The sequence below is a fragment of the Bacillus sp. FSL K6-1106 genome, assembly GCF_038005245.1.
In the GTDB taxonomy this organism is placed as follows: Bacteria; Bacillota; Bacilli; order Bacillales; family Bacillaceae; genus Bacillus; species Bacillus altitudinis.
In genome coordinates, this window is record NZ_JBBOSV010000001.1 from 1,208,059 (window position 1) to 1,232,382 (window position 24,324).

General features: G+C 42.5%; 25 protein-coding genes, 1 pseudogene and 2 other annotated features. Of the genes and pseudogenes, 3 read left to right on the forward strand and 23 right to left on the reverse strand.

Features of this window, described 5'->3' with window-relative positions; all coding sequences use genetic code 11:
• Window positions 1–35: 35 nt before the first annotated feature.
• On the forward strand, window positions 36–1,184 hold the full coding sequence (locus tag MHI20_RS06345; protein WP_340937233.1) for an IscS subfamily cysteine desulfurase: 1,149 nt from the start codon (window positions 36–38) through the stop codon (window positions 1,182–1,184).
• Between the two features lie 2 nt (window positions 1,185–1,186).
• Window positions 1,187–1,726, forward strand: coding sequence for a transcription repressor NadR (locus tag MHI20_RS06350; RefSeq protein WP_340937235.1), 540 nt, complete (start codon window positions 1,187–1,189; stop codon window positions 1,724–1,726).
• Window positions 1,727–1,750: 24 nt separating this feature from the next.
• Here the strand turns inward: MHI20_RS06350 and pheA are convergent, their stop codons facing one another.
• The 20 genes from pheA to MHI20_RS06450 form a co-directional block, all read right to left on the reverse strand.
• Window positions 1,751–2,629, reverse strand: coding sequence for a prephenate dehydratase (pheA, locus tag MHI20_RS06355; RefSeq protein WP_039167032.1), 879 nt, complete (start codon window positions 2,627–2,629; stop codon window positions 1,751–1,753).
• Window positions 2,630–2,647: 18 nt separating this feature from the next.
• Window positions 2,648–3,091, reverse strand: coding sequence for an ACT domain-containing protein (locus MHI20_RS06360; protein WP_008342790.1), 444 nt, complete (start codon window positions 3,089–3,091; stop codon window positions 2,648–2,650).
• 55 nt (window positions 3,092–3,146) lie between these two features.
• A complete protein-coding gene (gene obgE, locus MHI20_RS06365) occupies window positions 3,147–4,433 on the reverse strand; it encodes a GTPase ObgE (RefSeq protein WP_007501521.1) in 1,287 nt (428 codons plus the stop codon).
• Window positions 4,434–4,454: 21 nt separating this feature from the next.
• On the reverse strand, window positions 4,455–5,048 hold the full coding sequence (locus tag MHI20_RS06370; protein WP_007501522.1) for a sporulation initiation phosphotransferase B: 594 nt from the start codon (window positions 5,046–5,048) through the stop codon (window positions 4,455–4,457).
• Window positions 5,049–5,325: 277 nt separating this feature from the next.
• A complete protein-coding gene (rpmA, locus tag MHI20_RS06375; RefSeq protein WP_003216586.1) occupies window positions 5,326–5,610 on the reverse strand; it encodes a 50S ribosomal protein L27 in 285 nt (94 codons plus the stop codon).
• A 12-nt stretch (window positions 5,611–5,622) separates the two neighbouring features.
• Window positions 5,623–5,961, reverse strand: coding sequence for a ribosomal-processing cysteine protease Prp (locus MHI20_RS06380; RefSeq protein ID WP_007501524.1), 339 nt, complete (start codon window positions 5,959–5,961; stop codon window positions 5,623–5,625).
• A 14-nt stretch (window positions 5,962–5,975) separates the two neighbouring features.
• Window positions 5,976–6,284, reverse strand: coding sequence for a 50S ribosomal protein L21 (rplU, locus tag MHI20_RS06385; RefSeq protein ID WP_003216781.1), 309 nt, complete (start codon window positions 6,282–6,284; stop codon window positions 5,976–5,978).
• A gap of 12 nt (window positions 6,285–6,296) precedes the next feature.
• Window positions 6,297–6,370 (reverse strand) — a sequence feature (ribosomal protein L21 leader region).
• A 66-nt stretch (window positions 6,371–6,436) separates the two neighbouring features.
• Entirely contained in the window at window positions 6,437–7,306 is an 870-nt protein-coding gene (locus MHI20_RS06390) for a M50 family metallopeptidase (RefSeq protein ID WP_340937241.1), read from the reverse strand.
• Complete coding sequence (locus MHI20_RS06395) at window positions 7,299–8,090, reverse strand: M23 family metallopeptidase (RefSeq protein ID WP_024718399.1); 792 nt, start codon at window positions 8,088–8,090, stop codon at window positions 7,299–7,301. Before MHI20_RS06395 ends, MHI20_RS06390 begins: the two co-directional genes overlap by 8 nt.
• A 109-nt stretch (window positions 8,091–8,199) precedes the next feature.
• The gene (gene minD, locus MHI20_RS06400) at window positions 8,200–9,003 is read right to left on the reverse strand and encodes a septum site-determining protein MinD (protein ID WP_017358134.1); all 804 of its coding nucleotides are present in this window, start codon (window positions 9,001–9,003) and stop codon (window positions 8,200–8,202) included.
• Window positions 9,004–9,005: 2 nt separating this feature from the next.
• Window positions 9,006–9,689: a septum site-determining protein MinC gene (gene minC, locus MHI20_RS06405; protein ID WP_007501533.1), complete on the reverse strand. Its 684-nt coding sequence runs from the start codon at window positions 9,687–9,689 to the stop codon at window positions 9,006–9,008.
• Between the two features lie 54 nt (window positions 9,690–9,743).
• Window positions 9,744–10,262: a rod shape-determining protein MreD gene (gene mreD / locus MHI20_RS06410; RefSeq protein WP_008342803.1), complete on the reverse strand. Its 519-nt coding sequence runs from the start codon at window positions 10,260–10,262 to the stop codon at window positions 9,744–9,746.
• Window positions 10,259–11,158, reverse strand: a complete 900-nt coding sequence (mreC, locus tag MHI20_RS06415; RefSeq protein WP_007501536.1) for a rod shape-determining protein MreC — start codon at window positions 11,156–11,158, stop codon at window positions 10,259–10,261. The genes mreD and mreC overlap by 4 nt, the downstream gene beginning before the upstream one ends.
• 27 nt (window positions 11,159–11,185) lie before the next feature.
• The gene (locus tag MHI20_RS06420) at window positions 11,186–12,205 is read right to left on the reverse strand and encodes a rod shape-determining protein (protein ID WP_007501538.1); all 1,020 of its coding nucleotides are present in this window, start codon (window positions 12,203–12,205) and stop codon (window positions 11,186–11,188) included.
• A gap of 90 nt (window positions 12,206–12,295) precedes the next feature.
• The gene (gene radC, locus MHI20_RS06425; RefSeq protein ID WP_026050121.1) at window positions 12,296–12,970 is read right to left on the reverse strand and encodes a RadC family protein; all 675 of its coding nucleotides are present in this window, start codon (window positions 12,968–12,970) and stop codon (window positions 12,296–12,298) included.
• Between the two features lie 48 nt (window positions 12,971–13,018).
• Window positions 13,019–13,588: a Maf family protein gene (locus MHI20_RS06430; protein WP_007501543.1), complete on the reverse strand. Its 570-nt coding sequence runs from the start codon at window positions 13,586–13,588 to the stop codon at window positions 13,019–13,021.
• Between the two features lie 177 nt (window positions 13,589–13,765).
• Window positions 13,766–14,959 carry an SPOR domain-containing protein gene (locus tag MHI20_RS06435; protein WP_045034118.1) on the reverse strand — a complete coding sequence of 398 codons (1,194 nt, stop codon included), beginning with the start codon at window positions 14,957–14,959 and terminating at the stop codon, window positions 13,766–13,768.
• Window positions 14,940–15,671 carry a prepilin peptidase gene (locus MHI20_RS06440; protein ID WP_340937246.1) on the reverse strand — a complete coding sequence of 244 codons (732 nt, stop codon included), beginning with the start codon at window positions 15,669–15,671 and terminating at the stop codon, window positions 14,940–14,942. Before MHI20_RS06440 ends, MHI20_RS06435 begins: the two co-directional genes overlap by 20 nt.
• A 149-nt stretch (window positions 15,672–15,820) precedes the next feature.
• Window positions 15,821–17,125 carry a bifunctional folylpolyglutamate synthase/dihydrofolate synthase gene (locus MHI20_RS06445; RefSeq protein WP_340937248.1) on the reverse strand — a complete coding sequence of 435 codons (1,305 nt, stop codon included), beginning with the start codon at window positions 17,123–17,125 and terminating at the stop codon, window positions 15,821–15,823.
• 65 nt (window positions 17,126–17,190) lie between these two features.
• Complete coding sequence (locus tag MHI20_RS06450) at window positions 17,191–19,833, reverse strand: valine--tRNA ligase (RefSeq protein ID WP_340937250.1); 2,643 nt, start codon at window positions 19,831–19,833, stop codon at window positions 17,191–17,193.
• 58 nt (window positions 19,834–19,891) lie between these two features.
• Window positions 19,892–20,121: a binding site (T-box leader), on the reverse strand.
• Window positions 20,122–20,290: 169 nt separating this feature from the next.
• Here MHI20_RS06450 and MHI20_RS06455 point away from each other — a divergent pair.
• On the forward strand, window positions 20,291–20,479 hold the full coding sequence (locus MHI20_RS06455) for a hypothetical protein (RefSeq protein WP_003216497.1): 189 nt from the start codon (window positions 20,291–20,293) through the stop codon (window positions 20,477–20,479).
• A 79-nt stretch (window positions 20,480–20,558) separates the two neighbouring features.
• On the opposite strand, the gene ysxE is transcribed toward MHI20_RS06455, so the two are convergent.
• From ysxE to hemL, 3 genes and pseudogenes are all read right to left on the reverse strand, one after another.
• The gene (gene ysxE, locus MHI20_RS06460) at window positions 20,559–21,590 is read right to left on the reverse strand and encodes a spore coat protein YsxE (RefSeq protein WP_338705671.1); all 1,032 of its coding nucleotides are present in this window, start codon (window positions 21,588–21,590) and stop codon (window positions 20,559–20,561) included.
• Between the two features lie 808 nt (window positions 21,591–22,398).
• Window positions 22,399–22,878, reverse strand: a pseudogene (locus MHI20_RS19195) (LysM peptidoglycan-binding domain-containing protein); the annotation flags it as partial.
• Window positions 22,879–23,010: 132 nt separating this feature from the next.
• Window positions 23,011–24,303 (reverse strand): glutamate-1-semialdehyde 2,1-aminomutase, encoded by a 1,293-nt coding sequence (hemL, locus tag MHI20_RS06470; RefSeq protein ID WP_249855670.1) that lies wholly within the window; start codon window positions 24,301–24,303, stop codon window positions 23,011–23,013.
• Between the last annotated feature and the right edge of the window lie 21 nt (window positions 24,304–24,324).

Consider the following 24,324-nt stretch of genomic DNA (forward strand, 5'->3'; position numbering starts at 1 on the left):
ATAAATACAAGAAAAAATTTTCACACAGGAGATGGATGGATTTGATTTATTTAGATTATGCAGCTTCTACACCTGTTTCTGAGGAATCACTGCATGTATTTCAGCAGTTGAGCAAAGAATGTTACGGAAATGCGAGCAGCCTGCATGATGCAGGAGGAAGAGCAAATGAAATCTTGGCTTACAGCAGACAATCACTTGCAGCGATTCTAGGGGGCGAACCTGATGGCATTTACTTTACAAGTGGCGGAACTGAATCCAATATCCTTGCGATTCAATCGATCATAAATGGGCTACCTCCACATAAACAGCATGTCATTACCACATCAGTAGAGCACCCTTCTGTTCATCATGCGGTCAATGCCTTGCAGCGTCTCGGTGTGAAGGTGACGGTCATAGACCCGAATCAAGAAGGAATTATCACAAAGGAGATTCTCAAACAGGCTCTATTGCCTGAAACCGGACTAGTATCCATCCAGCATGCCAACTCAGAAACTGGGATTATTCAGCCATTAGCTGAATTAGCGACGGTCTTAAAAGAAAGAGATATTCTTTTTCATACAGATGCAGTGCAGACATTCGGAAAAATGCATGTGTCGATTAAAGAACTTGGGGTTGATGCCCTCTCCATTTCGAGTCATAAAGTGTATGCACCTAAGGGCGCCGGTGCTGTCTATATGGGAGCACATGTCCCTTGGAAGCCTATATATCAACATACTGTACAGGAAAATGGTCTACGCCCAGGGACAGTGAACGTACCTTGCATTGGTGCTTTTGTGGCCGCGAGCGAGCAAATCATGCTGAAAATAGATCAACAGCAACAGCTAGATATTCAGCTTCGTGATTATTTTCTTCAGCAGCTAAAAAAAAGGCAGCTGCCTGTCCGCATGCTGCAAGAAAATGACCAGCGCCGCACGCTGCCTCATATTATTGGTTGTTTTTTTGAAGGGTTTGAAGGACAATATGTAATGTTAGCTTGTAACCGGCAGGGAATTTGTATATCTACTGGAAGTGCATGCGCTTCTGGTTATCATCACCCTTCCCCTGCTGTAAAGGCATTACATGTATCAGATCGTGATGCCCTTCAATTCATTCGACTATCATTTGGACGAGGATCATCAAAGGATGACATCGATCAGCTTTTGCATACATTTGAGCGCTTGCAAAAGGAGAAGAAAGGAGCATAAACGTGGAACAAGAGAGAAAACTCATTGGCGAAGAAAGAAGAAACGCCATTTTAAAGTGGCTGAAAGAGACAGATACACCACTCACCGGAAGTTTTTTAGCCAAAAAAGCCGCTGTCTCACGACAAGTCATTGTACAAGATATTTCATTACTCAAAGCAAAAAACGAACCCATTATTGCCACAAGCCAAGGCTATGTGTATATGGCGCAGCATACACCGGAAACTGAAATTGAACAGATTATCGCTTGCAAGCACGATCCTCATCGTACAGAAGAGGAGCTCACACTGATTGTAGACTACGGTGTAACGGTGAAAGACGTGATGATTGAGCACCCTGTCTACGGGGAGCTAACGGCCTCTATTCGAGTGAGTACGCGCAAACAAGTGGCTGACTTCGTTCATCATATTTCTAATACAAGCGCCTCCTACTTATCAGAGCTGACAGACGGCGTACACTTACATACCCTTACTTCCTACAGCCAAAAGCAGCTTGACCAAGCCATTCAAGCGCTTGATGACGCTGGATTTCTCATTAAAGACTAAAAAAATAGTGTCCCCTGCAGGACACTATTTTTCATTCGTTAATTCATATGTTTGATAGCTGCCGAGTAGTTTCACTTCACAGCCAATCGCTTCTAATTCTTGAATGGCACCAGGGACAAGTACATCATCCATCTCTTTTTCGATATCAATGATAAATAAATAGTGTCCAAGGCCTGTTTTTGTCGGACGCGATTCAATTTTAGACAAATTGAGATTCCGCCATGAAAAAGCTGATAACACGCGGTGCAATGCACCAGACTGATCATCCTTTGGCAGGCTGACAACAATGGTTGTTTTTGGCTTTGAAGAAAAACCAGAATTCATTGGGAACGATGCCTTCGCCTCTTTATGTAAAATAACAAAACGTGTATGATTGTGCGGATAATCATGAATGTCTTTTTTCGCAATCGTCAATCCGTACGTTTTTGCGGCGATTTCATTCGCAATCGCACCAACAGCTTCATCTGGATGCTCACTGATGTATTTTGCTGCATAGCCTGTTGATTCCACTGGCCGATGCGGAATATCAGGGAACTGCCTCTTCAAAAATTGATGACACTGCGCAATGGCGTGCGGATGTGACTGAATCACATCTAATGTCTCCCAGCTCTCCGCTCTCGATGGATGGACAAGCAGGTGCTGGCGAATCGGTGCTGTCATTTCGCCCACAATGGACAAAGCGTCCTCATGAATTAAATAATCAATCGTTAAGTTCACAGATCCTTCGAGTGCATTTTCAAGTGGAACGACCGCCAAATCTACTTCTCCCTTTGACACGGCATCCATACATTGCGGAATGGTTGCATAAGCCCGTTGCTCTGCTTCTTTTGGAAAACAAGAACAGACAGCCAAATGAGTAAATGTGGCCTCTGGTCCAAAGTAACCTACCGTTAATTGCTTCATCTGCTATGATCTCTCCTTTTACGCCCCAGAACCTAGAATTTCAACTTTTTCGACAAATTCAAGTTTTCTTAATTGATTCATGACTGTATTGATATCATCTGCCATGCCGGCCGTACTGATCGACAGGGTAACATTCGCTCTTCCTTGCAGCGGAATCGTTTGGTGAATGGATAACACATTACAGCCAGAGTCAGCCACAATTTGCAGCAGCCTAGACAGAGCCCCAGACCGATCCTCCAGGTGGAAAAACAATGTGATGATCTGCTCTTTGACCATAGTATAAAATGGAAAAACAGCATCTCGATATTTATAAAAAGCACTGCGGCTTAAATCCGCTTTTTGAACAGCATCAGCAACTGAATCCGCTTTTTTGCGATCGAGAAGCTTTTTGACTTCAAGCGTTTTTCGCATCGCATCCGGAAGTACATCCTCTCTTACTAAATAGAACGTTTCTTCTTTCACCTGTTTTCTCCCCTTTTAAAAACGGGAGAGCCCATGAACTGGACCCTCCTTTTGATCAATCGATAAATTCAAATTCAAATTCAAGCAGACGAATGATGTCTCCATCTTTTGCACCACGTTCACGCAGGGCATCATCAACGCCCATTCCGCGCAGCTGTCTAGAGAATCGTTTCACTGACTCGTCTCTTGAGAAATCTGTCATCTTAAACAGTCGCTCAAGTGCTTTACCAGTTAAGACAAACGTACCATCAGGATCTCTTGAGATCTCAAATGCTGCTTCTCCTTCATCAAACTTGTACATCACACGGTTATCAGAGAGCTCTTCTTCATTGTAGAGCGGGAATTCCGGTGTTGTTTCAAGCTGATTGGCGATTTCAAATAAGAGCTCACGAAGCCCTTCTCTTGTGATCGCACTAATTGGGAACACTTTATAGTCATCTGTTAATTTTTCTTTAAATGCCGCTAGATTGTCAGCTGCATCCGGCATGTCCATTTTGTTCGCTACAATGATTTGCGGACGCTCTGTCAATCTCATATTGTATTGCTCAAGCTCTTCATTGATCGTCACGTAATCTTCGTATGGGTCACGCCCTTCAAGTCCAGACATATCAATGACATGGACAATGACACGTGTACGTTCAATGTGGCGTAAAAATTGATGACCTAAGCCAACACCTTCGTGCGCTCCTTCGATCAGTCCTGGCAGATCCGCCATGACAAAGCTTCGGTTATCGTCTGTTTCAACAACTCCGAGGTTTGGCACAAGCGTTGTAAAATGATAATCCGCAATTTTTGGTTTCGCAGAAGAGACAATCGAAAGCAGTGTTGACTTCCCGACACTTGGGAAACCAACAAGTCCAACATCTGCAAGTACTTTTAATTCTAAGATGACGTCACGTTCTTTACCTGGCTCACCGTTTTCAGACAGCTGTGGTGCAGGGTTTGCTGGTGTTGCGAAGCGTGAATTTCCACGTCCACCACGTCCACCTTTGGCAATCACAGCCCGCTGTCCATGCTCTGTCAAGTCAGCTAGTACTTGTTCCGTCTCGGCATCTGTCACCACTGTACCCGGCGGAACTTTAACAATCATTTCTTCCGCATTTCGGCCATGCTGGTTTTTACTCATTCCATGCTCACCGCGGTCCGCCTTGAAATGACGCTTATAACGAAAGTCCATTAACGTTCTGAGTCCTTCGTCTACTTCAAATACTACATCTGCACCATTTCCGCCGTCGCCGCCTGCTGGCCCGCCTTTTGGCACATATTTTTCACGACGGAACGCCACCATACCGTTTCCGCCGTCACCGCCTTTAACATACACTTTAACCTGATCTACAAACATAACTTCCTCCGTTTCTCTGCATCACATATCTCGTTCTTGCCTCAAACAAAGCTCAATCATGGACTCGTGATTCGTCACATGAAATTGCGTTATACTCATACATGGATAGTTTGCGTCATGAAACGCATTTAACGCATCCAAACTTGTTAATTTTCCTTTGAAATCAAAATATAAGATCACATCATTCTCTTCATGATCCGTTTGGAAAGTGACCGTTAAATGATTTTCAGTTTTTTGGCAAACTGATTGATCGAATATCGAAAACAACTCCCGTGATACCGTTAGCAGCTGCGATTCATATGCTGATAAGTCTCGGGTTTCACCAAGCACTTCATATTCTAGGGTGATAAAATGCGACTCCCAATTAAAGGTTAGAAAGTAATAGGCCAATTGGGGAATTTTTAAATTTGAGAGTTTGGATTCATGCTGTGCTTCAATGACCATTTCTTCTATTATTTCGAACACTCGGTCATATTTTTCTAATGTCAAGTTGCCTTTGATTAACTGCAATTTATTCATCCAGTCGTGTCTTGAACGACTAAGCAGATGGATCAATTCATTCGTTAATGCAACGTGAGTTAATTTTTCGTTTTGTTTACTTGGTATCTCTTCCATTATCGCACTCCCAATCGTTTGGTCTCTCTTTTAGGAGTCTTATCATCAATATGTCTCCCTGAATTATAACAGAGAAGACAGCTTAGAAAAACACTAGTTATGTGAGGAAAGGTTGTTTTTTCTGATCGTATAGGAGAAAATGAGGCAAAGTCAGCAAACATTCTTTGATATTTATGGAGTGCATCTTCTTTTATCATCTTCGGTACTACTTGTAAAAAGCGCAAAAGCTCCCTGAATAGTGAAAAAAACTCCAGTCAATGACCGGAGTTTTTAGCAATTATTGTGCCGCAGGATATACGCTCACTTTTTTACGGTCACGACCGAAACGTTCGAATTTAACCGTTCCGTCGATTTTAGCGAAAAGAGTGTCGTCGCCTCCGCGTCCAACGTTTTCACCTGGATAGATTTTCGTTCCACGTTGACGATAAAGGATAGAACCACCAGTTACGAATTGACCATCAGCACGTTTAGCGCCTAAACGTTTAGACTCAGAGTCACGTCCGTTCTTTGTAGAACCTACCCCTTTTTTAGATGCGAAAAATTGAAGATCTAATCTAAGCATGAAGTTCACCTCCTATTTTTTTGTAGATATTCTCACATAATCGTGATAATCTCGTTCAATTGTTTCTAAGGAAACGACCATGCCTTCTAAAAGCAACTGGGCTTTTTCAAAGGTGACTGGATCTGTATCAGCTGGCAGTTCAAAAGAGAAATACCCGCCTTCATCTCCAATATCAAGCAGTGGATCCATTCCTGTCAGTGCAATAATTGAATTGACTGACCCGAAAACAACAGCAGATACACCTGCACAAACGAGATCCTGACCTTTTTCAGCAAACTCGGCATGTCCAGTCATCTGAAAAGACGTAATGCTTTCATCTGCTGGCGACCGAGTAATGGTTGCTTTGATCATATCACTCACACGCCTTAAGCGTTGATTTTTTCGATAACAACTTTAGTGTAAGGTTGACGATGACCTTGTTTTTTGTGGTTGTTTTTCTTCGGTTTGTACTTGAACACAGTAATTTTCTTACCGCGACCTTGTTTTTCAACTTTAGCCGTTACTGTTGCTCCAGCAACTGAAGGGTTACCCACTTTGACAGTGTCTCCGCCGACAAACAATACGTTTTCGAAAGTAACTGTTTCACCTGCTTCAGCAGCTAGTTTTTCAACATAAACAGTTTGACCTTCTTCAACTTTTACTTGTTTACCACCAGTTTCGATAATTGCGTACATCTCTGCACCTCCTAATAAACTCAGACTCGCCGAATACAGGGGGCCAATAGGCTCTTTACACCTGCTCCGCGCGGTTGTAGCACGGGTGCTACATATCCATAACATTAAAAAATATATCAAATTAGACGCTGAATGTCAATGTATTTTCACCATTAGTACGGCAAAAGAAGATCTTCCATGGAAGAGGTGGTTCTTCGATCTGAAAAATAAGCATGGAGCAATTCATTTTCATCGAGCTGGCTCATTTTCACACCATTCCGTTCGATAATAATGGGATGCTTACAGCCCCTTTGGAATCGCGCCATCACTTCATATATTTTCTCCTCAGCACCCGCTCTCAGCGGAATGAGTTTCTCTACCTTTTGCTCTTTTTTACCGTAATAACGTTCTAGTAAAAAACGTACCCTGATATAATGCCGCTGCCGGTGCTCCATCACAAGCGAGTAGGCTAAAAAAGTGAGCAGGATCCAGCCGTTGAATTGTAGCGGAGCAAAACAGAGTAACCCTGCTGTCAAAAGACCGAAAAAAATGAGAGAGCCTTTTATTGCAAGGGCATGTGCCTGTTGGAAAGGGTAAAAAACAGATAAGAGCAAAAAGAATAATTTCCCGCCATCAAGTGGCCAAATGGGCAAAAGGTTCACTAGAAAAATCGCTACATTATAAAAAGTAAACATCGTAAAGACGTCATATGAGATAAGTGAGGATTCCATGAGAAGCCAGGCGACGAGCTGGAGCGGGACATGCTGAAGCGGTCCGCATAAAATGACCGCCAGCTCTTCTTTTAGCGGACGGTTCCCATGCTCTTCTACTTCTACCGCCCCGCCAAATGGAAGTAAAAAAATCCGCCGAATCCGCCAGTGATAATAACAAGCAGCCGCTGCATGTCCAAGCTCATGGACACAGACGATGATGAGCAGACAAAGCAGCGGCTTAATTTGACCTGATAGCATGGCAAATGCCATGACTATCCAAAGGAGCGGGTGAACATGGACCTTTGTCAGCATGAGCAGCCATCTATTCAAAGGTCATCACCTGAATGGGATCAATAAACTGTTCATTTTGCTTAATGGCGAAGTAATATGTTCCCTTGCCTTGTTTATCAAGCGCAATTTGACCAATTTTTTCCCCTTTATCGACAAAATCGTATAAAGCCACATCAGCTTCTTTTAGTTGGCCGTACCAGCTGTAGCTGTTATCTGCATGCTGCACCACGACTGTGAGCCCCGTATCACTTTTCTTTTTCACTTCTACGACATAGCCTTCTTTCATACTATCGATGGCTTCAGCAGATGTTTCAACTTTCACTCCGGCACCATTTTGCGTAAAGGATTCCTGCACTTTTCCAGAGGCAGGGACAGCCAGCTCTTGATTGGCTTGTACGTCCTTTTGTCCTTCTTTTTTATCGGTTAAAAAGGCAAGTGGGTTTCCGACAGTCTTCTCAAACCACCGGTTGGCGGCGGCAAATTGAAAATCTTGTTCAAAGGTTTGACTGATCATCGGCTTCAGCTGCTGAAAAGGCCCCGCCTGTCCTTTAAATGAAATAGCGGCAATCAGTACTAGAGAGGCAGAAAGTAAACATTTAAGCACAAATGTATTTGAATGAAATAACGGATGGCGAAATTTTTTCGGCTGATGAGAAGTTGACTCGTAGGAAGCCGAGCCAGAATGCTTTTCTTCTTCTGTTAACATGACCCATGGTGGAATATCATCTTTCTTCTTGAAAGCTGCTTTCTTAGGGGCAGCAGCTGGCTGCTTCATTTTGCGGCGCTGCGCTATTTTCTTTCGATACTCGTCCACTCTTTTCATAAGATCACCCTTTACATACAAACAGTTTGTACATTTTATGTGGCGACCTCATATGATATGCAACAAAAAGACCGATTCTCATCGAATCGGTCTCATCTCACGTGAATCATTATGCTCTTACACCGAAAAATGCTTTCAGCTTTGCAAACATCCCTTTGTTTTCTTCTTCAAAGGATTGAAGAGGAACAGATTCACCTAGTACGCGGCGAGCAATATTGCGATACGCAATGGAAACTTTATTTTTAGCATCCATGACAATCGGTTCACCATTGTTTGAAGCCTTAATGACATCATCATCATCGGCTACAATGCCGAGAAGATCAATTGATAAATGATGGACAACTTCATCCACATCCATCGAATCGCCATTTTTCGCCATGTGTGTACGAATGCGGTTCACAATCAAACGAGGCGGTTCAATATCCTCTTGTTCCAGCAAGCCGATAATTCGGTCTGCATCTCTCACAGCTGAGATTTCAGGTGTCGTGACCACAATCGCTTTGTCAGCACCTGATACAGCATTTTTAAAGCCTTGCTCAATTCCAGCAGGGCAATCAATGACAACATAATCAAAGTCTTGTTTCAATGATTGAATTAATTCTTTGATCTGCTCCGGCTCTACCGCCGTTTTATCGCTTGTTTGAGCAGCAGGTAAAAGATACAAAAGATCCTCGAACCGCTTATCCTTCACAAGCGCTTGGTGAATCTTGCATCTTCCTTCTACTACATCGACTAGATCATAAATAATGCGGTTTTCAAGCCCCATCACGACATCTAAATTCCGAAGGCCGATGTCGGTATCAACTAGACACACTTTTTTTCCTTGAATTGCTAGTGCTGTGCCTAAGTTTGCAGATGTTGTTGTTTTGCCAACGCCGCCTTTTCCTGAGGTAATCACAATAGCCTCGCCCAATTTCACATTCCTCCCTCAAGCCTTGTCAGATTAGGTCTTATATGAGCCAATTGCTGCAGGCGTTCAATGATCATATTGCCATCTATATCTAAATAAGCACATTCCATTTCATTTCCATCTTCTTTTTGATCCGGTGCACGGTTAAACACCTGTGCGATACGAAGCTGGGTTGGAATCATATGAGATGCCGCAATCACAGCTTGTTTGTTTCCATTACATCCAGCATGCGCTACACCTTTTAATGCACCGAGCACAAAAATATTCCCCCCTGCACGAATGGTGCCGCCAGGGTTGACATCTCCTATTAATAAGAGATCTCCTTCGACATAAAGCACCTGTCCAGAGCGTACAATTTTTGCTACAGAAGTAATCTCAGCCTCTGCTTTTAAACGTCTCGCCTCTTCAGTTGACATGACGTCACTTTCAATAGAGTGAATGACGAGATGTTCATTTTCAGACACCGCTTCAGTTAAACGCGCCTCTTGATCCTCTGTTAAATATCGAAAACCAAGTTTAATATGCACATTGACTTTATGTCCTTCTCTTCCATCTGTATATTGCTCAAGTAAAAGAACCTCTCGCAAGCCAGAAAGAAGGTCTTCAAACGAACAGTCATCATTTAACTGTAATGTTAATCCGTTTTTTGTACCTTTTATTGTCACATACTGCTGTTTTTGAGTTTTCAAGATGCTCACCTCAACAACATACTCATTTCGCCGTAATTGGACAAACTCCTGCTTTTATTCGTCGATCAGTCCTTGTTTCACATTGATGAAAAAGAGCCTAAGCGGCACAACAAGTATGAGAGACGCAGCAGTATTTAAAAGAATCGTTGGAATAAAGCGTTCGATGACATACGTATTAAAAGGCATAATACCTGGTTGAATCGTCGCTTGAACGCCGTACACATAAAACTCCATCACTGCAACAGCAATCATCGATAGAAAGACAACGACTAACATATTCGTTTGGAGAACTTTGAAGGCTTTTGCTAACAAATAGCAAAGCGCACCAAAGCCAAACATATGAACACCAAGAATACCTGTATACGAAATGTCATATAAAAGTCCAAAGATAAATCCATAAATCACACCATATTTTTGATTCACAAAAGCTGTCATAAATACAAGTGCGAGTAAGATGAAATGAGGTGCTAAAATTTGATTGTCTGAAACAAATGGGAGCTTCACTAAATCGACAAAAATACTGTCAAATACGAAAATAAACAACATGACGAAAGCAAGAAGGACACGTTTCACGAGCCTTCCTCCTTCGTTAATTGAGATGCATCTGCCGTACTTGTGCTGCGATTCACAACAATCACGCGGTCTAAATTATTGAGTTCAGCAGCTGGTTCTACATAAATAATTTTTGTCAGTCCATAATGGTCCGGCTCAATTTCGCTTACCTTTCCAATCGTCAAGCCCTGCGGGAATACGCCCCCTGCTCCAGATGTTTCAACAAGATCTCCTTTTTTGACATCCCCATCAGCATCGGATTTTAAAATGTTCATTGTCAGCATTTTTTTCTTGCTGTCATAACCGTTAATAATTCCATTGAGTTCTTCTTTGCCCTTTTTCGCAAAAATTTTCGTTGAAATTCTATTATTTTGATCTGTAGAGCTTAGCAACCTTACAGTCGACGTAAAATTGTTGAGCTTATCACTTTCAATTTTCCCAATTAACGCACCACTCTCATTGGTGACCGCCATATCTTTTTCAACGCCTTGTTTTTTCCCTTTATCAATCATGACAAAACTATCCCAAAGGGACGGGTTTCTCGCAATGACTGTTGAAAGAATGGGCGTGTAGTCACGAATAGAGTTCACATATCCGAGCTGCTTGCGAAGCTTTTTGTTCTCATCTTCTAGTTCTTGAAGTTTCGCCTCATATTGGGTTTGTCCATCAAGTTTTTTTCGAAGACGCTCGTTTTCATCATATGTGTTCTTTAAATCTTGTACGTTCCCATAAATACCGGCAATAAATTGTGATGGTTTATGAAAGACACCTTGAAAAAAGCCTGTCGTATCCCCCACTAATTTTTCCGGCCATGAAGCACCTCTGCCGCTTTTCACTGAAAAACCAATCATGGCCACCAGTACGATGACACAGACAAGGAGCAACATTAATCTTTTATTCATAAAAAACTGCGGCATGTCTTACACCTCTTTATTTACGCCCAATTATCGATTATCTTTAGATTTTCCTTTGAACAAGTGAATATGTTCTAGTGCTTTCCCTGTTCCGATCGCCACACAGTCAAGCGGATCTTCAGCAATAATGACCGGCATTTTTGTTTCATCACTAATGACTTTGTCAAGATTACGTAGCAATGCACCACCGCCTGTTAAAACGATTCCACGGTCCATAATATCTGCTGCCAGCTCAGGTGGCGTTTTTTCAAGTGTCATTTTGACCGCATCGACAATTGTTTCCACCGTATCGCGAAGCGCTTTTGCAATTTCTTCTGCCGTAATAGAGATCGTTTTTGGCAGACCTGTTAAAAGGTCACGGCCGCGAATGTCCATCTCATCATGTACGTCAGGCTGCGCAGAACCGATTTCCATTTTAATCGCTTCTGAGGTGCGATCACCAATCATAAGATTATACGTTTTACGAATGTAGCTGCTGATCGCATCATCCATCTCGTCTCCTGCAACACGAATCGATTGAGATGTCACAATACCGCCAAGTGAAATAATGGCTACTTCTGTTGTACCTCCGCCAATATCTACAACCATGCTTCCAGTTGGCTCCCATACAGGAAGGTTAGCACCGATTGCCGCAGCAAATGGCTCTTCAATAGGGTATGCGTCACGAGCACCAGCTTGTCTTGTTGCATCAATGACAGCACGCTCTTCTACTGCTGTAATACCAGATGGTACACACACCATCACGTACGGTTTACGAGCAAAAAGCCCTTTACCTTTTAATGCTTGATTAATGTAATATTTCATCATTGTTGCTGTCGTCTCGTAGTCTGCAATGACTCCGTCTTTCATTGGGCGCAGTGCCACAACATTACCAGGTGTACGACCGATCATGTTTCTAGCATCATTTCCAACCGCCACTATAGACTTCGTATCAGTTTCCAAAGCCACGACCGAAGGTTCTCTCACAACAATGCCTTTTCCTTTAATAAAAACAAGCGTATTCGCTGTTCCAAGATCTATTCCAAGGTCTTTTGTACCAATTCCAAACATATGTATGTATCTTCCTTTCTTAAACCAAAATTCCCTTTAGGGAAAAACTCATAAACTCTATTATATCGTAAAACATTGAAAAAAAAAGTGTTACAAATACCCTTTTTCCTTCAAACTCACAAATTTTTGATCACCGATCACTAGATGATCAAGCAGCTGTATTCCAATCAGCTTCCCACATTCAAAAAGTCGCTGTGTGACTTCAATATCTTCCCTGCTGGGCGTCGGATCTCCAGATGGATGGTTGTGCACACATATAAATGAAGCGGCCGAACGTTTAAAGGCCTCTTTAAAAATTTCACGCGGGTGAACAATCGACGAATTTAGACTTCCGATAAACACAGTATGTTTATGAAGAACTTGATTTTTGGTATTGAGATAAAGACAAACGAAATTCTCCTGCGTCAAAAATCTCATATCTTCCATCACAAAATTCGCACCATCCTCCGGCGTGCGGATCACATAACGATTGTCCGTCGTTTGATGGTGTAATCTAGTGCCGAGTTCTAAAGCAGCTAAAAGAGAGATCGCCTTCGCTTTTCCAACTCCTCGAATCTTTGACAATTCTTCAATAGAAGCTTCCTTCACAGAACGAAGACCACCAAATGTTTGCAAAAGTCTTGCGGACACTTGAAGAACTGATTCCTTTTTTGTGCCTGTTCTCAAAAGAATCGCGACAAGTTCATGGTTTGATAAGCTGCTTGGGCCATATTTGACAAATCGTTCGCGCGGCTTTTCATCATGAGGAAAATGCTTCAGCAGCATAGGGAAATGATTCAAGATCTACACTCCTTTTTTGATTCCTTCCCGTCATCAAAAAGGGGTGATACCAAATGTTTCAAGCACTCTGACTGTTTTAGCAATAGGGAGTCCTACAACGGAAAAATAATCACCGTCTATTTTTTGTACAAACAGTGCACCTTTTCCTTGAATGCCGTAGCTTCCAGCTTTATCAAGAGGCTCACCGGTTTCAATATAGCGGTCTATTTCATCTTGTGTAAGCGGCCAAAATGTCACGTCTGTCTGTTCATAAAATGTTTCTTTTCTATTCTCTGATTGAATCGTGACACCAGTCAAGACTTGATGTGTCTTACCTGACAATAATTGAAGCATTGAGGCTGCATCTTCCTTGTCTTTTGGCTTTCCAAGACATTTGCCATCAATTGCAACAATTGTATCTGCACCAATGATCACAGCTTTGGGATGTATTTTTTGAATATCATTTGCTTTTTGTTCTGCCAACCATTGGACGTTCTCAGCAGGAGAAAGGTTTCGATTTATTTCTTCTTTTAAATCACTTGCTTGAATGTCATAAGAAAACCCTGCTAAATCAAGCAATTCTTTTCTTCTAGGTGATTGAGATGCGAGTATTAACTGGTTCATGTTTGTTCATCCTTTCAGGGTTTAGCCTAAGAAGTAAGATACCCATTCATCCTATCAAATGAACATCTTACCGACAATTAACGAAAATGCCATTTTCATGTTCCTACATCATTATGTTGGAAGCAAAAGAAAAAAACTAGTCATTTTTTGACTAGTTTGGCTGTTAAAAACATGATTTTACGTATTTAGTTGATCTAATAGCGCTTGCTGAGATTTCCAGCCATTTTCAGCAGATGGGTCATTTAAAAGCTGTACAGCTTTCAGCAAACTGCTTTTGGCTGGTGCGTCGGTTGTTTTGGCATTTTCAAGCTCAGAAATCAACTGAGTGACTTCTTTTTGATCCACATCTTCTCCTGCAATCACCTTAGAGGATAAGACAGATGCCTTCTCTATTAAACCTGTCAGCTCATCCGGCACTTGAAATGAGAGTTCTTTTCCTCCCCATGCTTCAAAATGCTGATCGATCAATTTTTTCCCAACGGCACTTGTCATGCCTTGTTCTGTGGCAAGTCCGGCAATAACATAATATCCATCATCCATTGATACCTTTTTACCTGCATATCCTGCCTCTTTTAAACTGTCAACTAAGTCATCTGCTCCTTTTTCAGAAGAAAACTTTCCAGCCTGCACCACAAAGGTTGAAAAATGACCTGCTGCACTTTTTTCACCTTCATTGTCCTTTGACGTATCTGCAAGATCAGCCGGTGGTGCATCTCCCCCAGCTTTCGCCGAAGGCCCGCTTCCAGATGCTGAGACGCTGATATGATCGCCTCCTGATGGATTGGCAGATCCATCTTTGCTTAAACTTAGTGCAAATACACCGAGGCCTGTCCCTAGAACGACTGCAAACACAATCGTTGTCATCACTCGTTTGAAGGGACCGCGGTTTTTACTGAACTTCTGGTCAAAAGAACCTTTTTTCTTTTGATAAGGTGTGACGACCTTTGGATCCGAATGATAAATGTGATCAGCTGCATCGTCCCATTGAAAATCTTCTTCTTTCGGTTTAGACGGTTCTTCCCCGGAAGCGGCTGTCTCCTGTTCCGACTGCCTCTTTTCCTCCCAGTTCGAAAACGTCACTTGATCCTCTTGCTGTTTTTGAGGCTGATGCTCTTCTCCATGCAGCATTTCTTCCTTGCCATTAATATTGACCTTTAACCCTTGTTTTTTTGCCTGCCTTTTTTTCACTGTCATTCCCCGCTTTCTGACATTGTTTGTAAGAAAGACCTTTCTGTCCAATGAAATAGCGCGAATGTAACCCGTCCTTCTTTCTGTTTCACACTTTAACATAGCCAATAAAAAAAAGAACAAGACTTTTGTCGGCAGGTTCAAAAAGTGTTCGCCAATTTTCTCATCCAAAAAAATCACCAATTGGGTTTAACAGATCACCACAAAAAAGATATAACCAGAAAGAACAAGCGATGGCAGGAACAAAAGGAAAGGGTTCATTTGCCTTGTAAGAAAACACCTTTGCGTAAACCATTCCCGTGACAGACGAAAGAAAAAGAATGGTCAGAAACGGCTTAAATCCGAAGCAAAATGCAAGCACACCAAATAGTTTGACATCCGCTCCCCCCATACTATTTGGCTTGAAATGTTCTAAACTATAAAACAAAAGAAGACAAATAAGAAGAGATGCCGCTCCTTCCCACCAAATAAAAAGCGGTTCTAGCGTGCGGTATGTGACGAAAAGAGGAAAAAAGAAGAGAAAGAGCTCGTTGGGTACTCTCATATAAAAAAGATCGCTCACGACAGCAATCACGAATAAACTACATAGACTCACAAGAAAAAGGCCCTCAAAAGAGAAACCAGCATGTTTATAAACGAGGAAAAAAAGGCCGCCTGTCAACAGCTCAACCATTGGATAAAGCAAAGAGAGCCGGGTTCCACAATGCTTACATGACCCTTTCAATACAATATAAGAAACAAGCGGGAGCATGTCGTGAAAAGAAAGCGGCTCTTTACAAGCTCCGCAATGTGAACGAGGAAAAAGAATAGACCGCTTCATTGGAAGCCTCTCACCAACAAGATGAAAAAATGACCCCATGACCATGCCTGTGAAAAACATAAAAAAATCAATCAAATTAGGTGACTCCTCCCGGAAATAGAATAGACCGGATTGTACCATAGCGATTCACCTTTGATCACATTGCGAAAAAGTGATTTTCCCCCTCTCCTACATATCAAAAGAAAAAAGACGCACATTGCATAGAAGCAATTTGCGTCTTTTCCTTACTGTAAAATACGACTTCGTACATCTGAGATAAAATAAAGGGAACCTGTCACCAGAATCATTGCTGAAGGGTCATCTCTTTTCTTCTGAATGAAGTCAAGCACTGCACGAGGGTCTTCATCAAACGATTTTGCTTCTAAATGACTGCAATCATAAAGCTTTTCCGCTGACTCAGCTCTTGGAAAGTCAAAGGAAACAAAATGAATCGATGAACTAATCCTTTCAAGCTTTTCGATCATTTGTTTGTAAGGTTTATCTTTTAACGCACTAAAACATACATGAACCTGTTTACTAGAAAAATGAGCTTGTACAGTTTCGATTAAACGGTCCATTCCTTCTTCGTTATGAGCACCATCTAAATAAACAAGAGGCTGATCTTGGATCTTTTCAAATCTTCCAGCCCACACCGCCTGCCGAATTCCTTCATACACTTGCTCATTTAGCACATGGATATATCCTTCTTGCTCCAGCCATTCGATCAGTAGAATGGCAAGGGAGGCGTTCTGCATTTGATGCGTTCCGATTAACCCTGTCTCTAGCTGCGAGTACTCCCTTTTTGGGGTAGTAAATGTGAAGCGTTCACCTGTTTCCGTCGGCTGCTGGTCCTTAAAGGTACAAGTATCATGTAACGAGATAAACGGCGCATTCTTTTCTTCGGCTTTGTGTTGAATCACAGTAAGAGCTTCCGCTTGATGAACGGCCGTGATCATCGGAACCCCAGCTTTAATAATGCCAGCTTTTTCTGCTGCAATCTGATCAAGTGTGTCGCCTAAAATGGCCATATGATCGTGTCCAATCGACGTAATTGCTGTTAAGATGGGCGCTGCCACATTTGTAGAATCAAGTCTTCCGCCAAGTCCTGTTTCCAAGAGGACAAAGTCTACTTGGTGCACATGGGCAAAATAAGCAAACGCACATGCTGTAATGATCTCAAACTCTGTTGCTGCACCAAGCTCTGTATCATCTAATTCTTCAACTAAAGGCTTGATTTCGTTCACCAAACTCAGCCACTCTTCGTCCAAAATCGGCTCCCCATTAACACTAATTCGTTCATTGAACGTTAAAATAAATGGCGAGGTGAAGGTTCCAACTGAATAGCCCGCTGACTGTAAAATGGATCGAGTAAATGCAATCGTTGATCCTTTTCCATTTGTTCCAGCTACATGCACCGCTTTTATTTTTTGTTCAGGATGGTCTAGTCTGTCCATCAGCCATTTCATTCGTTCAAGTCCCGGTTTGACACCGAAAGCGAGTCTGCTATGAATCCATTCAATGGCTTCATGATAGGTTGTAAACAATGTCATCTCTCATTTCATACGAAATTTTCAAAAAAGACGACTCCAATTCATTAGGAGCCGTCTTTTCACTCTTATGCTTTCAGCTCTTCAATACGCTTTTGAACAGCTTCGCGTTTTGCGACATAATCACGTTCTTTCGCACGCTCTTCTTCTACGACACTTTCAGGCGCTTTTTTCATAAAGCCTTCATTGCCAAGCTTTTTCTGAACTCGTTCCACTTCTTTTGTCAGTTTATCCAGCTCTTTTTGCAGACGAGCAATTTCTTCATCTAAGTTGATTAAGCCTTCAAGCGGCAGAATGAGTTCTGCTCCAGAAATAACAGCCGTCATCGCTTTATCACTAGCTGGGACATCTGTGCCAATTTCAAGAACACTTGGATTCGTGAAGCGCTCAATATATGAACGATTTTTCTCTAAACGTTCCTGAACATCAGACGTAGATGCTTTAATGTAAAGCTCAACTTGTTTGCTCATTGGCGTGTTCACTTCACTGCGAATGTTACGAACAGAACGAATCAGTTCAACAAGCAGTTTCATATCAGCAGAAGCTTGTTCGTTGGAAAGCTCCGGCTTCACTTCAGGCCATGCCGCTACAGTAATGGACTCACCTTCATGAGGTAGATGCTGCCAGATTTCTTCTGTTAAGAACGGCATAAACGGATGAAGAAGTCTCATCGTTTGATCTAATACATACGCAAGGATCGAACGAGTCGTTTTCTTCGCTGCTTCATCTTCTCCATAAAGCGGAAGTTTCGCCATTTCAATGTACCAATCACAGAAATCATCCCAAATGAAGTTGTATAAATGTCTGCCTACTTCACCGAATTCATACTTGTCAGCAAGCTGTGTGACACTTTCAATTGTTTCATTTAAGCGTGTCAAAATCCATTGATCAGCAACTGATTTTTCTCCTGTCAAATCAAGCTCATCGTACGTTAAACCATCCATATTCATGAGAGCAAAACGGGATGCGTTCCAAATTTTGTTCGCAAAGTTCCAAGTGGATTCAACCTTTTCAAAGCTAAAACGTAAATCTTGACCTGGAGAGCTTCCTGTCGCTAAGAAATATCTCAGTGAATCTGCACCGTACTTGTCGATGACCTCCATTGGATCAATTCCGTTGCCAAGTGACTTACTCATTTTACGCCCTTGTTCATCGCGAATAAGACCGTGAATGAGGACATCTTTAAATGGTTTTTCTCCTGTGAATTCAAGACCTTGGAAGATCATACGAGATACCCAGAAGAAGATGATGTCATAGCCTGTTACAAGCAGATTGGTTGGATAATAGCGCTTGAAGTCTTCACTTTCTGCATCTGGCCAGCCCATTGTAGAGAAAGGCCAAAGCGCTGAACTAAACCATGTATCAAGTACATCGTTATCTTGCTCCCAGTTTTCAATATCTTCTGGCGCATCAAGTCCAACGTATACTTCCTTCGTTTCTTTATGATACCAAGCCGGGATGCGGTGGCCCCACCATAGCTGACGAGAAATACACCAGTCACGGATATTTTCCATCCAGTGTAAATACGTCTTTTCAAATCGGTCTGGAACAAATTGAACTTGCTCATCACCTTTTTGCAGATTGATGGCTTCATCTGCGAGCGGCTGCATTTTCACAAACCATTGTGTTGATAAATATGGCTCCACTACAGCGCCACTGCGCTCACTGTGACCAACTGAATGCATGTGGTCTTCAATTTTGAACAAAATGCCTTCTTCTTGAAGATCTTTCACAAGCTGTTTACGACATTCGAAGCGGTCCATTCCTTTGTATTGAAGCGCATTTCCATTCATTGTGCCATCTTCATTCATCACAAGAATGCGCTCCAGGTTATGACGGTTTCCAAGCTCGAAGTCATTCGGGTCATGAGCCGGTGTTATTTTTACAGCTCCTGATCCAAATTCCATATCGACATAGTCATCCCCAACGATTGGAATCTTTCGGCCTGTAATTGGTAAAACAACTGTTTTCCCAATCAAATGCTGATAGCGTTCATCTTCAGGATGTACAGCGACTGCCGTATCTCCAAGCATCGTTTCAGGTCTTGTCGTTGCAATTTCAATCGAACCTGATCCATCTGCAAGCGGATATCTCAAGTGATAAAACGCACCTTGCACATCCTTATAGATAACTTCAATATCAGAAAGGGCCGTTTTTGTTGCTGGGTCCCAGTTAATGATGTATTCTCCGCGATAGATCAATCCTTTTTCATACAATTGAACAAACACTTGGCGGACCGCTTTATTCAAGCCTTCATCTAATGTAAAACGCTCACGCGAATAGTCTAGACCTAGACCCATTTTCGCCCACTGGCTGCGAATAAAATCGGCATACTCTTCTTTCCACTTCCACGTTTCTTCTACAAATTTTTCACGTCCGAGATCATAGCGGCTCACACCTTCTTCGCGAAGCTTCGCCTCTACCTTGGCTTGTGTTGCAATACCCGCATGGTCCATTCCTGGCAGCCATAAAACATCATAGCCCTGCATCCGTTTCATACGAGTCACGATGTCTTGAAGGGTTGAATCCCACGCATGCCCTAAGTGTAATTTTCCTGTCACGTTTGGTGGAGGAATGACGACTGTATATGGATCTTTCGTTTTGTCATTTTGTGCTTCGAAGAATTTCCCTTCAAGCCAGTACGTATATCGGTCTTTCTCAATCGCATTTGGATCGTACTTTGTTGGCATTTCTTGATTATTTGTTCCCATTTGTGTTACCTCCACATTTTTTCGGCTGATGAAACATAAAAAAGCCTTCTCATCCTTATAAAAGGACGAAAAAGCTTTTTCGCGGTACCACCTTTTTTCACGAAACACTTAGACGTGTCCCGTACTCTCTAAAGGATAACGGGGATCTCCCGAATTTCTCTACTACATGTTTCAAGAAATTAAGCTCACAGGCGACCTTCCAAACAAGTACATCCTAGAAAACCTTTCAGCTATTGGTTTCCCTCTCTTTAGGGTCTTGCTCGTACTCTTCCTGATCCACGCTTACGATATATCACGTTCATCAGCTTATACTCATCTTTTATTAATATTACTAAATGCCTTTTGTTTTCGTCAATCATCTTTTCCGCTTTTCTTCTTCTTTATACAAATTGGGCAGGCACCCTTTGCCTCTTTGCCCATATGATAATAACAAAATAAAGAAGGAGGGCGTTTTATTTTGAAAAAGATCAATCCTTACACACTCCCCCCATGGCTTAGACAAATTCGGGCAGTTGCCTCCCAAGTCGTTCTCCCGATTGCCATATTTCAAGGCTTTCGCACGATCATTTTTCCCACAACATTTGACGTCCTCATCTTAGGAATTCTTATATTTCTCGCCTGTGCCTTTCACCTTGATTGGTTTTAAGAGAGCTGAAAGCTGCAGGCTCACTCTTATGTATAGGTCCCTCGTTAGACATTTCATAGCGCAACAGCAAACAACCTCGTCACTCTTCTGATGACGAGGCATTTTGTTCTTCTTCAAGGCGTCTAGCCTGCTCAATTTCGTGTATTTTCATGACGGTCGGCTCAGAATTTTTCATTTGCCAATACGCCCTTAACAGCTCCTGACAACTTTCCATCTCATCCTGTCCGCCTGCTTCATAGGCTTTCACCGTATCAAACAAACCCTGCGGATAAGCGAGGTAGCTCAAGAACAAATGAATCTCTTCCTCACGAAGTGGATTTCCCTTTTGATACGTATAAAACAAAGATGTGCATTCAGGACAAGGAGTAGGGTAGGTTTTGAATGTGCGATAGTAAAAGGTCAAAAGGTCATAAATGGGGGCAGCCTTTTTGGACCTCTCAAAATTGGTGAAATGTCCTGTACCTACATCATTGTACAAAAAATGATGGATTGACAATTGCCCATGGTTTAACACAATACGTGTCGTCTCTTGGTCTTTCATTTCCTCATGCCAATCCTCTAAACGTTCAAGTGCAAATTCACTTGCAGACATCGCTTCTGAAAAATACATAGCAGCAGCCAGCTCAAATGGCGACATATACCATGTTTGTTCTGCCCGCTCGATAAATCGTTCATACATGTCTTTCTCTGTTTCCCATTTGCTTTTCATTTGGGTGTAGTGAGCCTCTATTTCCTGCTCAGTAATGTCCATCATAACTTCTGTTCGTTTATGAAGTCTTGCAATCTCTTGAAATAAATATTCATGTTTATCGTCCTGCTCTTCTCTCTTTTCATTGGTCAGCCATGGCATGAGATAATACGTGTACTGGCTTTCTCGATGATTAGAGAAAAAGGAACCGCTCTTCGTGCGATAAATCGGCACAAACGAGCGATAGCCTTTTGATTCTAGTTCAAGCATTTGCTCTGTAAACTGCATGTGTCGATGGGGCTTTACCCGCTTTAGTGCAAATACGCCCTGCTTTGTATACACTCTAACGACAGCTGGACTGACAGGTTCGATATATTCAGCCTCAAGCCCGTATTCGTATAGGACAGATTGGATTTCATCCACGTTCTCTCACCACATTTTCTCGGTCCATCATCTCATACTATGCGTTACTTTTTTGATATTCAGGAATATAAAGAATCTGCCCTTCTTCAAGCTCTGCATCCACCGACAATGAATTCGTTCGAAGGAGCTGCTGCACATTCAACTGATATCGCTCACAAATACGATCGACCGTATCTTCTTGCTGAACTATACATATTTTCATGCGAGAAAAATCTTCCTCCTCCTGCTTAGCGAACAGCTTCGTTAAATAAAGAGAATTCTCACTGCCAGACGCTTCTCTCTGGTCATGTTCAAACTCCTCAGCTTCTTGAGCTGATTCATACACCTTTGGTACTTCACGTTCATATAATCGTTCGAACTGATAGCTGTCATCCCGCTCTTCCTGCGTCTGTTCCATCTGATAAGCAGGTGATTCAAAGGCTGGATAAGCTGGCGGCTCTTCTTCTTCCTCCTTGCTCTCTGCTTCAGGGTCTTTCCTCACTTCCACCTCAAAGAACGTCTCATCCCGCGCCTCTTCTTCTAGCAGCTTAGGCGGGTCAAAGAATGGCGGCTCTTGCACTTGAGCTTCTGGGAAGGAACGATACCCAAGCGCCACGGCTTCTTCTTCCTCGTATTCCTCCTCTTCTTCTTCTGCTTCTTCCACCATCACCGTCTCGATGTCTATTTCATCCTCTTCTTGTTCAGTTCGCGCTTCATGTTGCAAAGCGGCCTGCTGTTCTGCATTTTCTTCATGCTCTTCACGTGGCAGCATTTCTTGCTCTTCATATTCAGGCTGCGCCTGATATTCATAGGTGACATCGCCATATTCCTCTTCAGCACGATGGACAAATTCATATGGCTCTTCTACAAGTGGTTCAGGCGTTCCTTCATCTAACAGACCTTCAATGGCCAAATCAGCCTGAATCGTGAGCAAACGGCTTTCTGTCAGCTGGTAATCAAATGCATCAATAAACACAAATACATCATTTAAATGACTAATTTTGTTCTTGGGGATCGTGATATCCACCGGAAATTGATGCAGCAGCTCCGCTGTTCCATCCTCTCTTACCTTCACCTCATCAGCCTGCCTGTATGATGCATAGGAACTGGATTCACCCATTAGCTCCTCTTGATTTATGTTGTATTCTCCTGTTAGCTCGAGTGAACCTCTAATGGAAACATAATCATTCACTTCTTGAACGAGAATGTCAGGATCGAGAGAAATTGACAGTAGCTCACTGACTTCCTGTCCGTTTTTGAAATAAATGGACTCTTCTACCGAAAACTGTAATCGATTGTTTTGAGACAAGTCGGTGTCCTCCTTTCATCTAATCCTTCAAAATAAAATTAGATGTCAATACAGGTGTATGAAGAAGGCGGTGAAAATATGATTGGTTTTATGCAAAGCAAAAAGCCGATATGTCTCCATATCGGCTTTTGGTTACTGAGCTAATTTTTGAAATACCTTTTCAACTGTCTCAATTGTATACTCGATGTCTTCATCCGTATGAGCAGTTGAGAGGAACAGCCCTTCGAATTGTGAAGGTGGAAGGAAGATGCCGTGATCAGCCATTTCCTTGTAGAATTCAGCGAATAAAGCGAGGTCAGCTGTTTTCGCTGTATCGTAATTGACGACTTGTTCGTTTGTAAAGAAGAATCCGATCATGGAACCGGCACGGTTAAATGTTAATGGAATCCCATGTGCTTTCGCCGCTTTTGAAATGCCTTCTTCCAAACGATCTCCTTTGCGTCTAAACTCTTCATAAGACTCAGGTGTCAGCTGTTTTAATGTTTCAAGACCTGCTGTCATCGCAAGCGGGTTACCGGATAACGTTCCTGCTTGATAAATCGGGCCGCTTGGCGCAATTTGTCTCATAATGTCCGCTCTACCGCCATAAGCGCCCACTGGCAGGCCGCCTCCGATGACTTTACCAAGACATGTCAGATCAGGCGTAATGCCAAAATAGCCTTGTGCACAATGATAATCCACACGGAAGCCTGTCATGACCTCATCAAAAATGAGTAAAGAGCCATATTCCTCTGTGATGTCTCTCAATCCTTGCAAGAAACCTTCTTGCGGAGGGACAACCCCCATATTTCCTGCAACTGGTTCTACAATGACACCTGCAATGTCGTCTCCAAATTCTTGAAAAGCGACTTTGATGCTTTCTAAATCATTGTATGGAACGGTGATCGTATTGCTTGCTGTACCTTCAGGGACACCAGGGCTATCCGGAAGTCCAAGCGTTGCCACACCCGAACCAGCTTTAATGAGCAAAGAATCACCGTGGCCATGATAACAGCCTTCAAATTTCACAATTTTGTTTCTGCCTGTAAAACCACGTGCTAGACGAAGCGCACTCATCGTCGCCTCTGTTCCAGAGCTGACCATACGAATGACCTCAATAGAAGGAACTCGTTCTGATACAAGCTTAGCTAATTCATTTTCAACTAAAGTAGAAGCACCGAAGCTTGTACCATGTTCAGCTACTCGCTGAATACTTTCAACCACACGGTCATTCGTATGACCTAAAATAAGCGGTCCCCACGATAAGACGTAATCAATATATTCATTTCCGTCAATATCGTATATTTTTGCGCCTTTGCCTCGTTCCATAAAAATCGGGTCTGTATTGACTGATTTAAATGCGCGCACAGGGCTGTTCACACCACCCGGCATTAACTGCTGCGCTTCTTTAAATGCTTGCTTTGACTTTTCATAGCTACGTCCCATTTCAATGTCCTCCTGTCTATC

Excerpts from the sequence above, each read along its gene's own strand:
- MHI20_RS06345 (WP_340937233.1), top strand. The coding sequence starts at position 36 with ATGGATTTGATTTATTTAGATTATGCAGCTTCTACACCTGTTTCTGAG.
- pheA (WP_039167032.1), bottom strand. The coding sequence starts at position 2,629 with ATGAAGCAATTAACGGTAGGTTACTTTGGACCAGAGGCCACATTTACT.
- obgE (WP_007501521.1), bottom strand. The coding sequence starts at position 4,433 with ATGTTTGTAGATCAGGTTAAAGTGTATGTTAAAGGCGGTGACGGCGGA.
- MHI20_RS06370 (WP_007501522.1), bottom strand. The coding sequence starts at position 5,048 with ATGGAAGAGATACCAAGTAAACAAAACGAAAAATTAACTCACGTTGCA.
- rpmA (WP_003216586.1), bottom strand. The coding sequence starts at position 5,610 with ATGCTTAGATTAGATCTTCAATTTTTCGCATCTAAAAAAGGGGTAGGT.
- MHI20_RS06380 (WP_007501524.1), bottom strand. The coding sequence starts at position 5,961 with ATGATCAAAGCAACCATTACTCGGTCGCCAGCAGATGAAAGCATTACG.
- rplU (WP_003216781.1), bottom strand. The coding sequence starts at position 6,284 with ATGTACGCAATTATCGAAACTGGTGGTAAACAAGTAAAAGTTGAAGAA.
- MHI20_RS06395 (WP_024718399.1), bottom strand. The coding sequence starts at position 8,090 with ATGAAAAGAGTGGACGAGTATCGAAAGAAAATAGCGCAGCGCCGCAAA.
- mreC (WP_007501536.1), bottom strand. The coding sequence starts at position 11,158 with ATGCCGCAGTTTTTTATGAATAAAAGATTAATGTTGCTCCTTGTCTGT.
- MHI20_RS06420 (WP_007501538.1), bottom strand. The coding sequence starts at position 12,205 with ATGTTTGGAATTGGTACAAAAGACCTTGGAATAGATCTTGGAACAGCG.
- radC (WP_026050121.1), bottom strand. The coding sequence starts at position 12,970 with ATGCTGCTGAAGCATTTTCCTCATGATGAAAAGCCGCGCGAACGATTT.
- MHI20_RS06430 (WP_007501543.1), bottom strand. The coding sequence starts at position 13,588 with ATGAACCAGTTAATACTCGCATCTCAATCACCTAGAAGAAAAGAATTG.
- MHI20_RS06445 (WP_340937248.1), bottom strand. The coding sequence starts at position 17,125 with ATGACATTGTTTACAACCTATCATGAAGCCATTGAATGGATTCATAGC.
- MHI20_RS06450 (WP_340937250.1), bottom strand. The coding sequence starts at position 19,833 with ATGGGAACAAATAATCAAGAAATGCCAACAAAGTACGATCCAAATGCG.
- hemL (WP_249855670.1), bottom strand. The coding sequence starts at position 24,303 with ATGGGACGTAGCTATGAAAAGTCAAAGCAAGCATTTAAAGAAGCGCAG.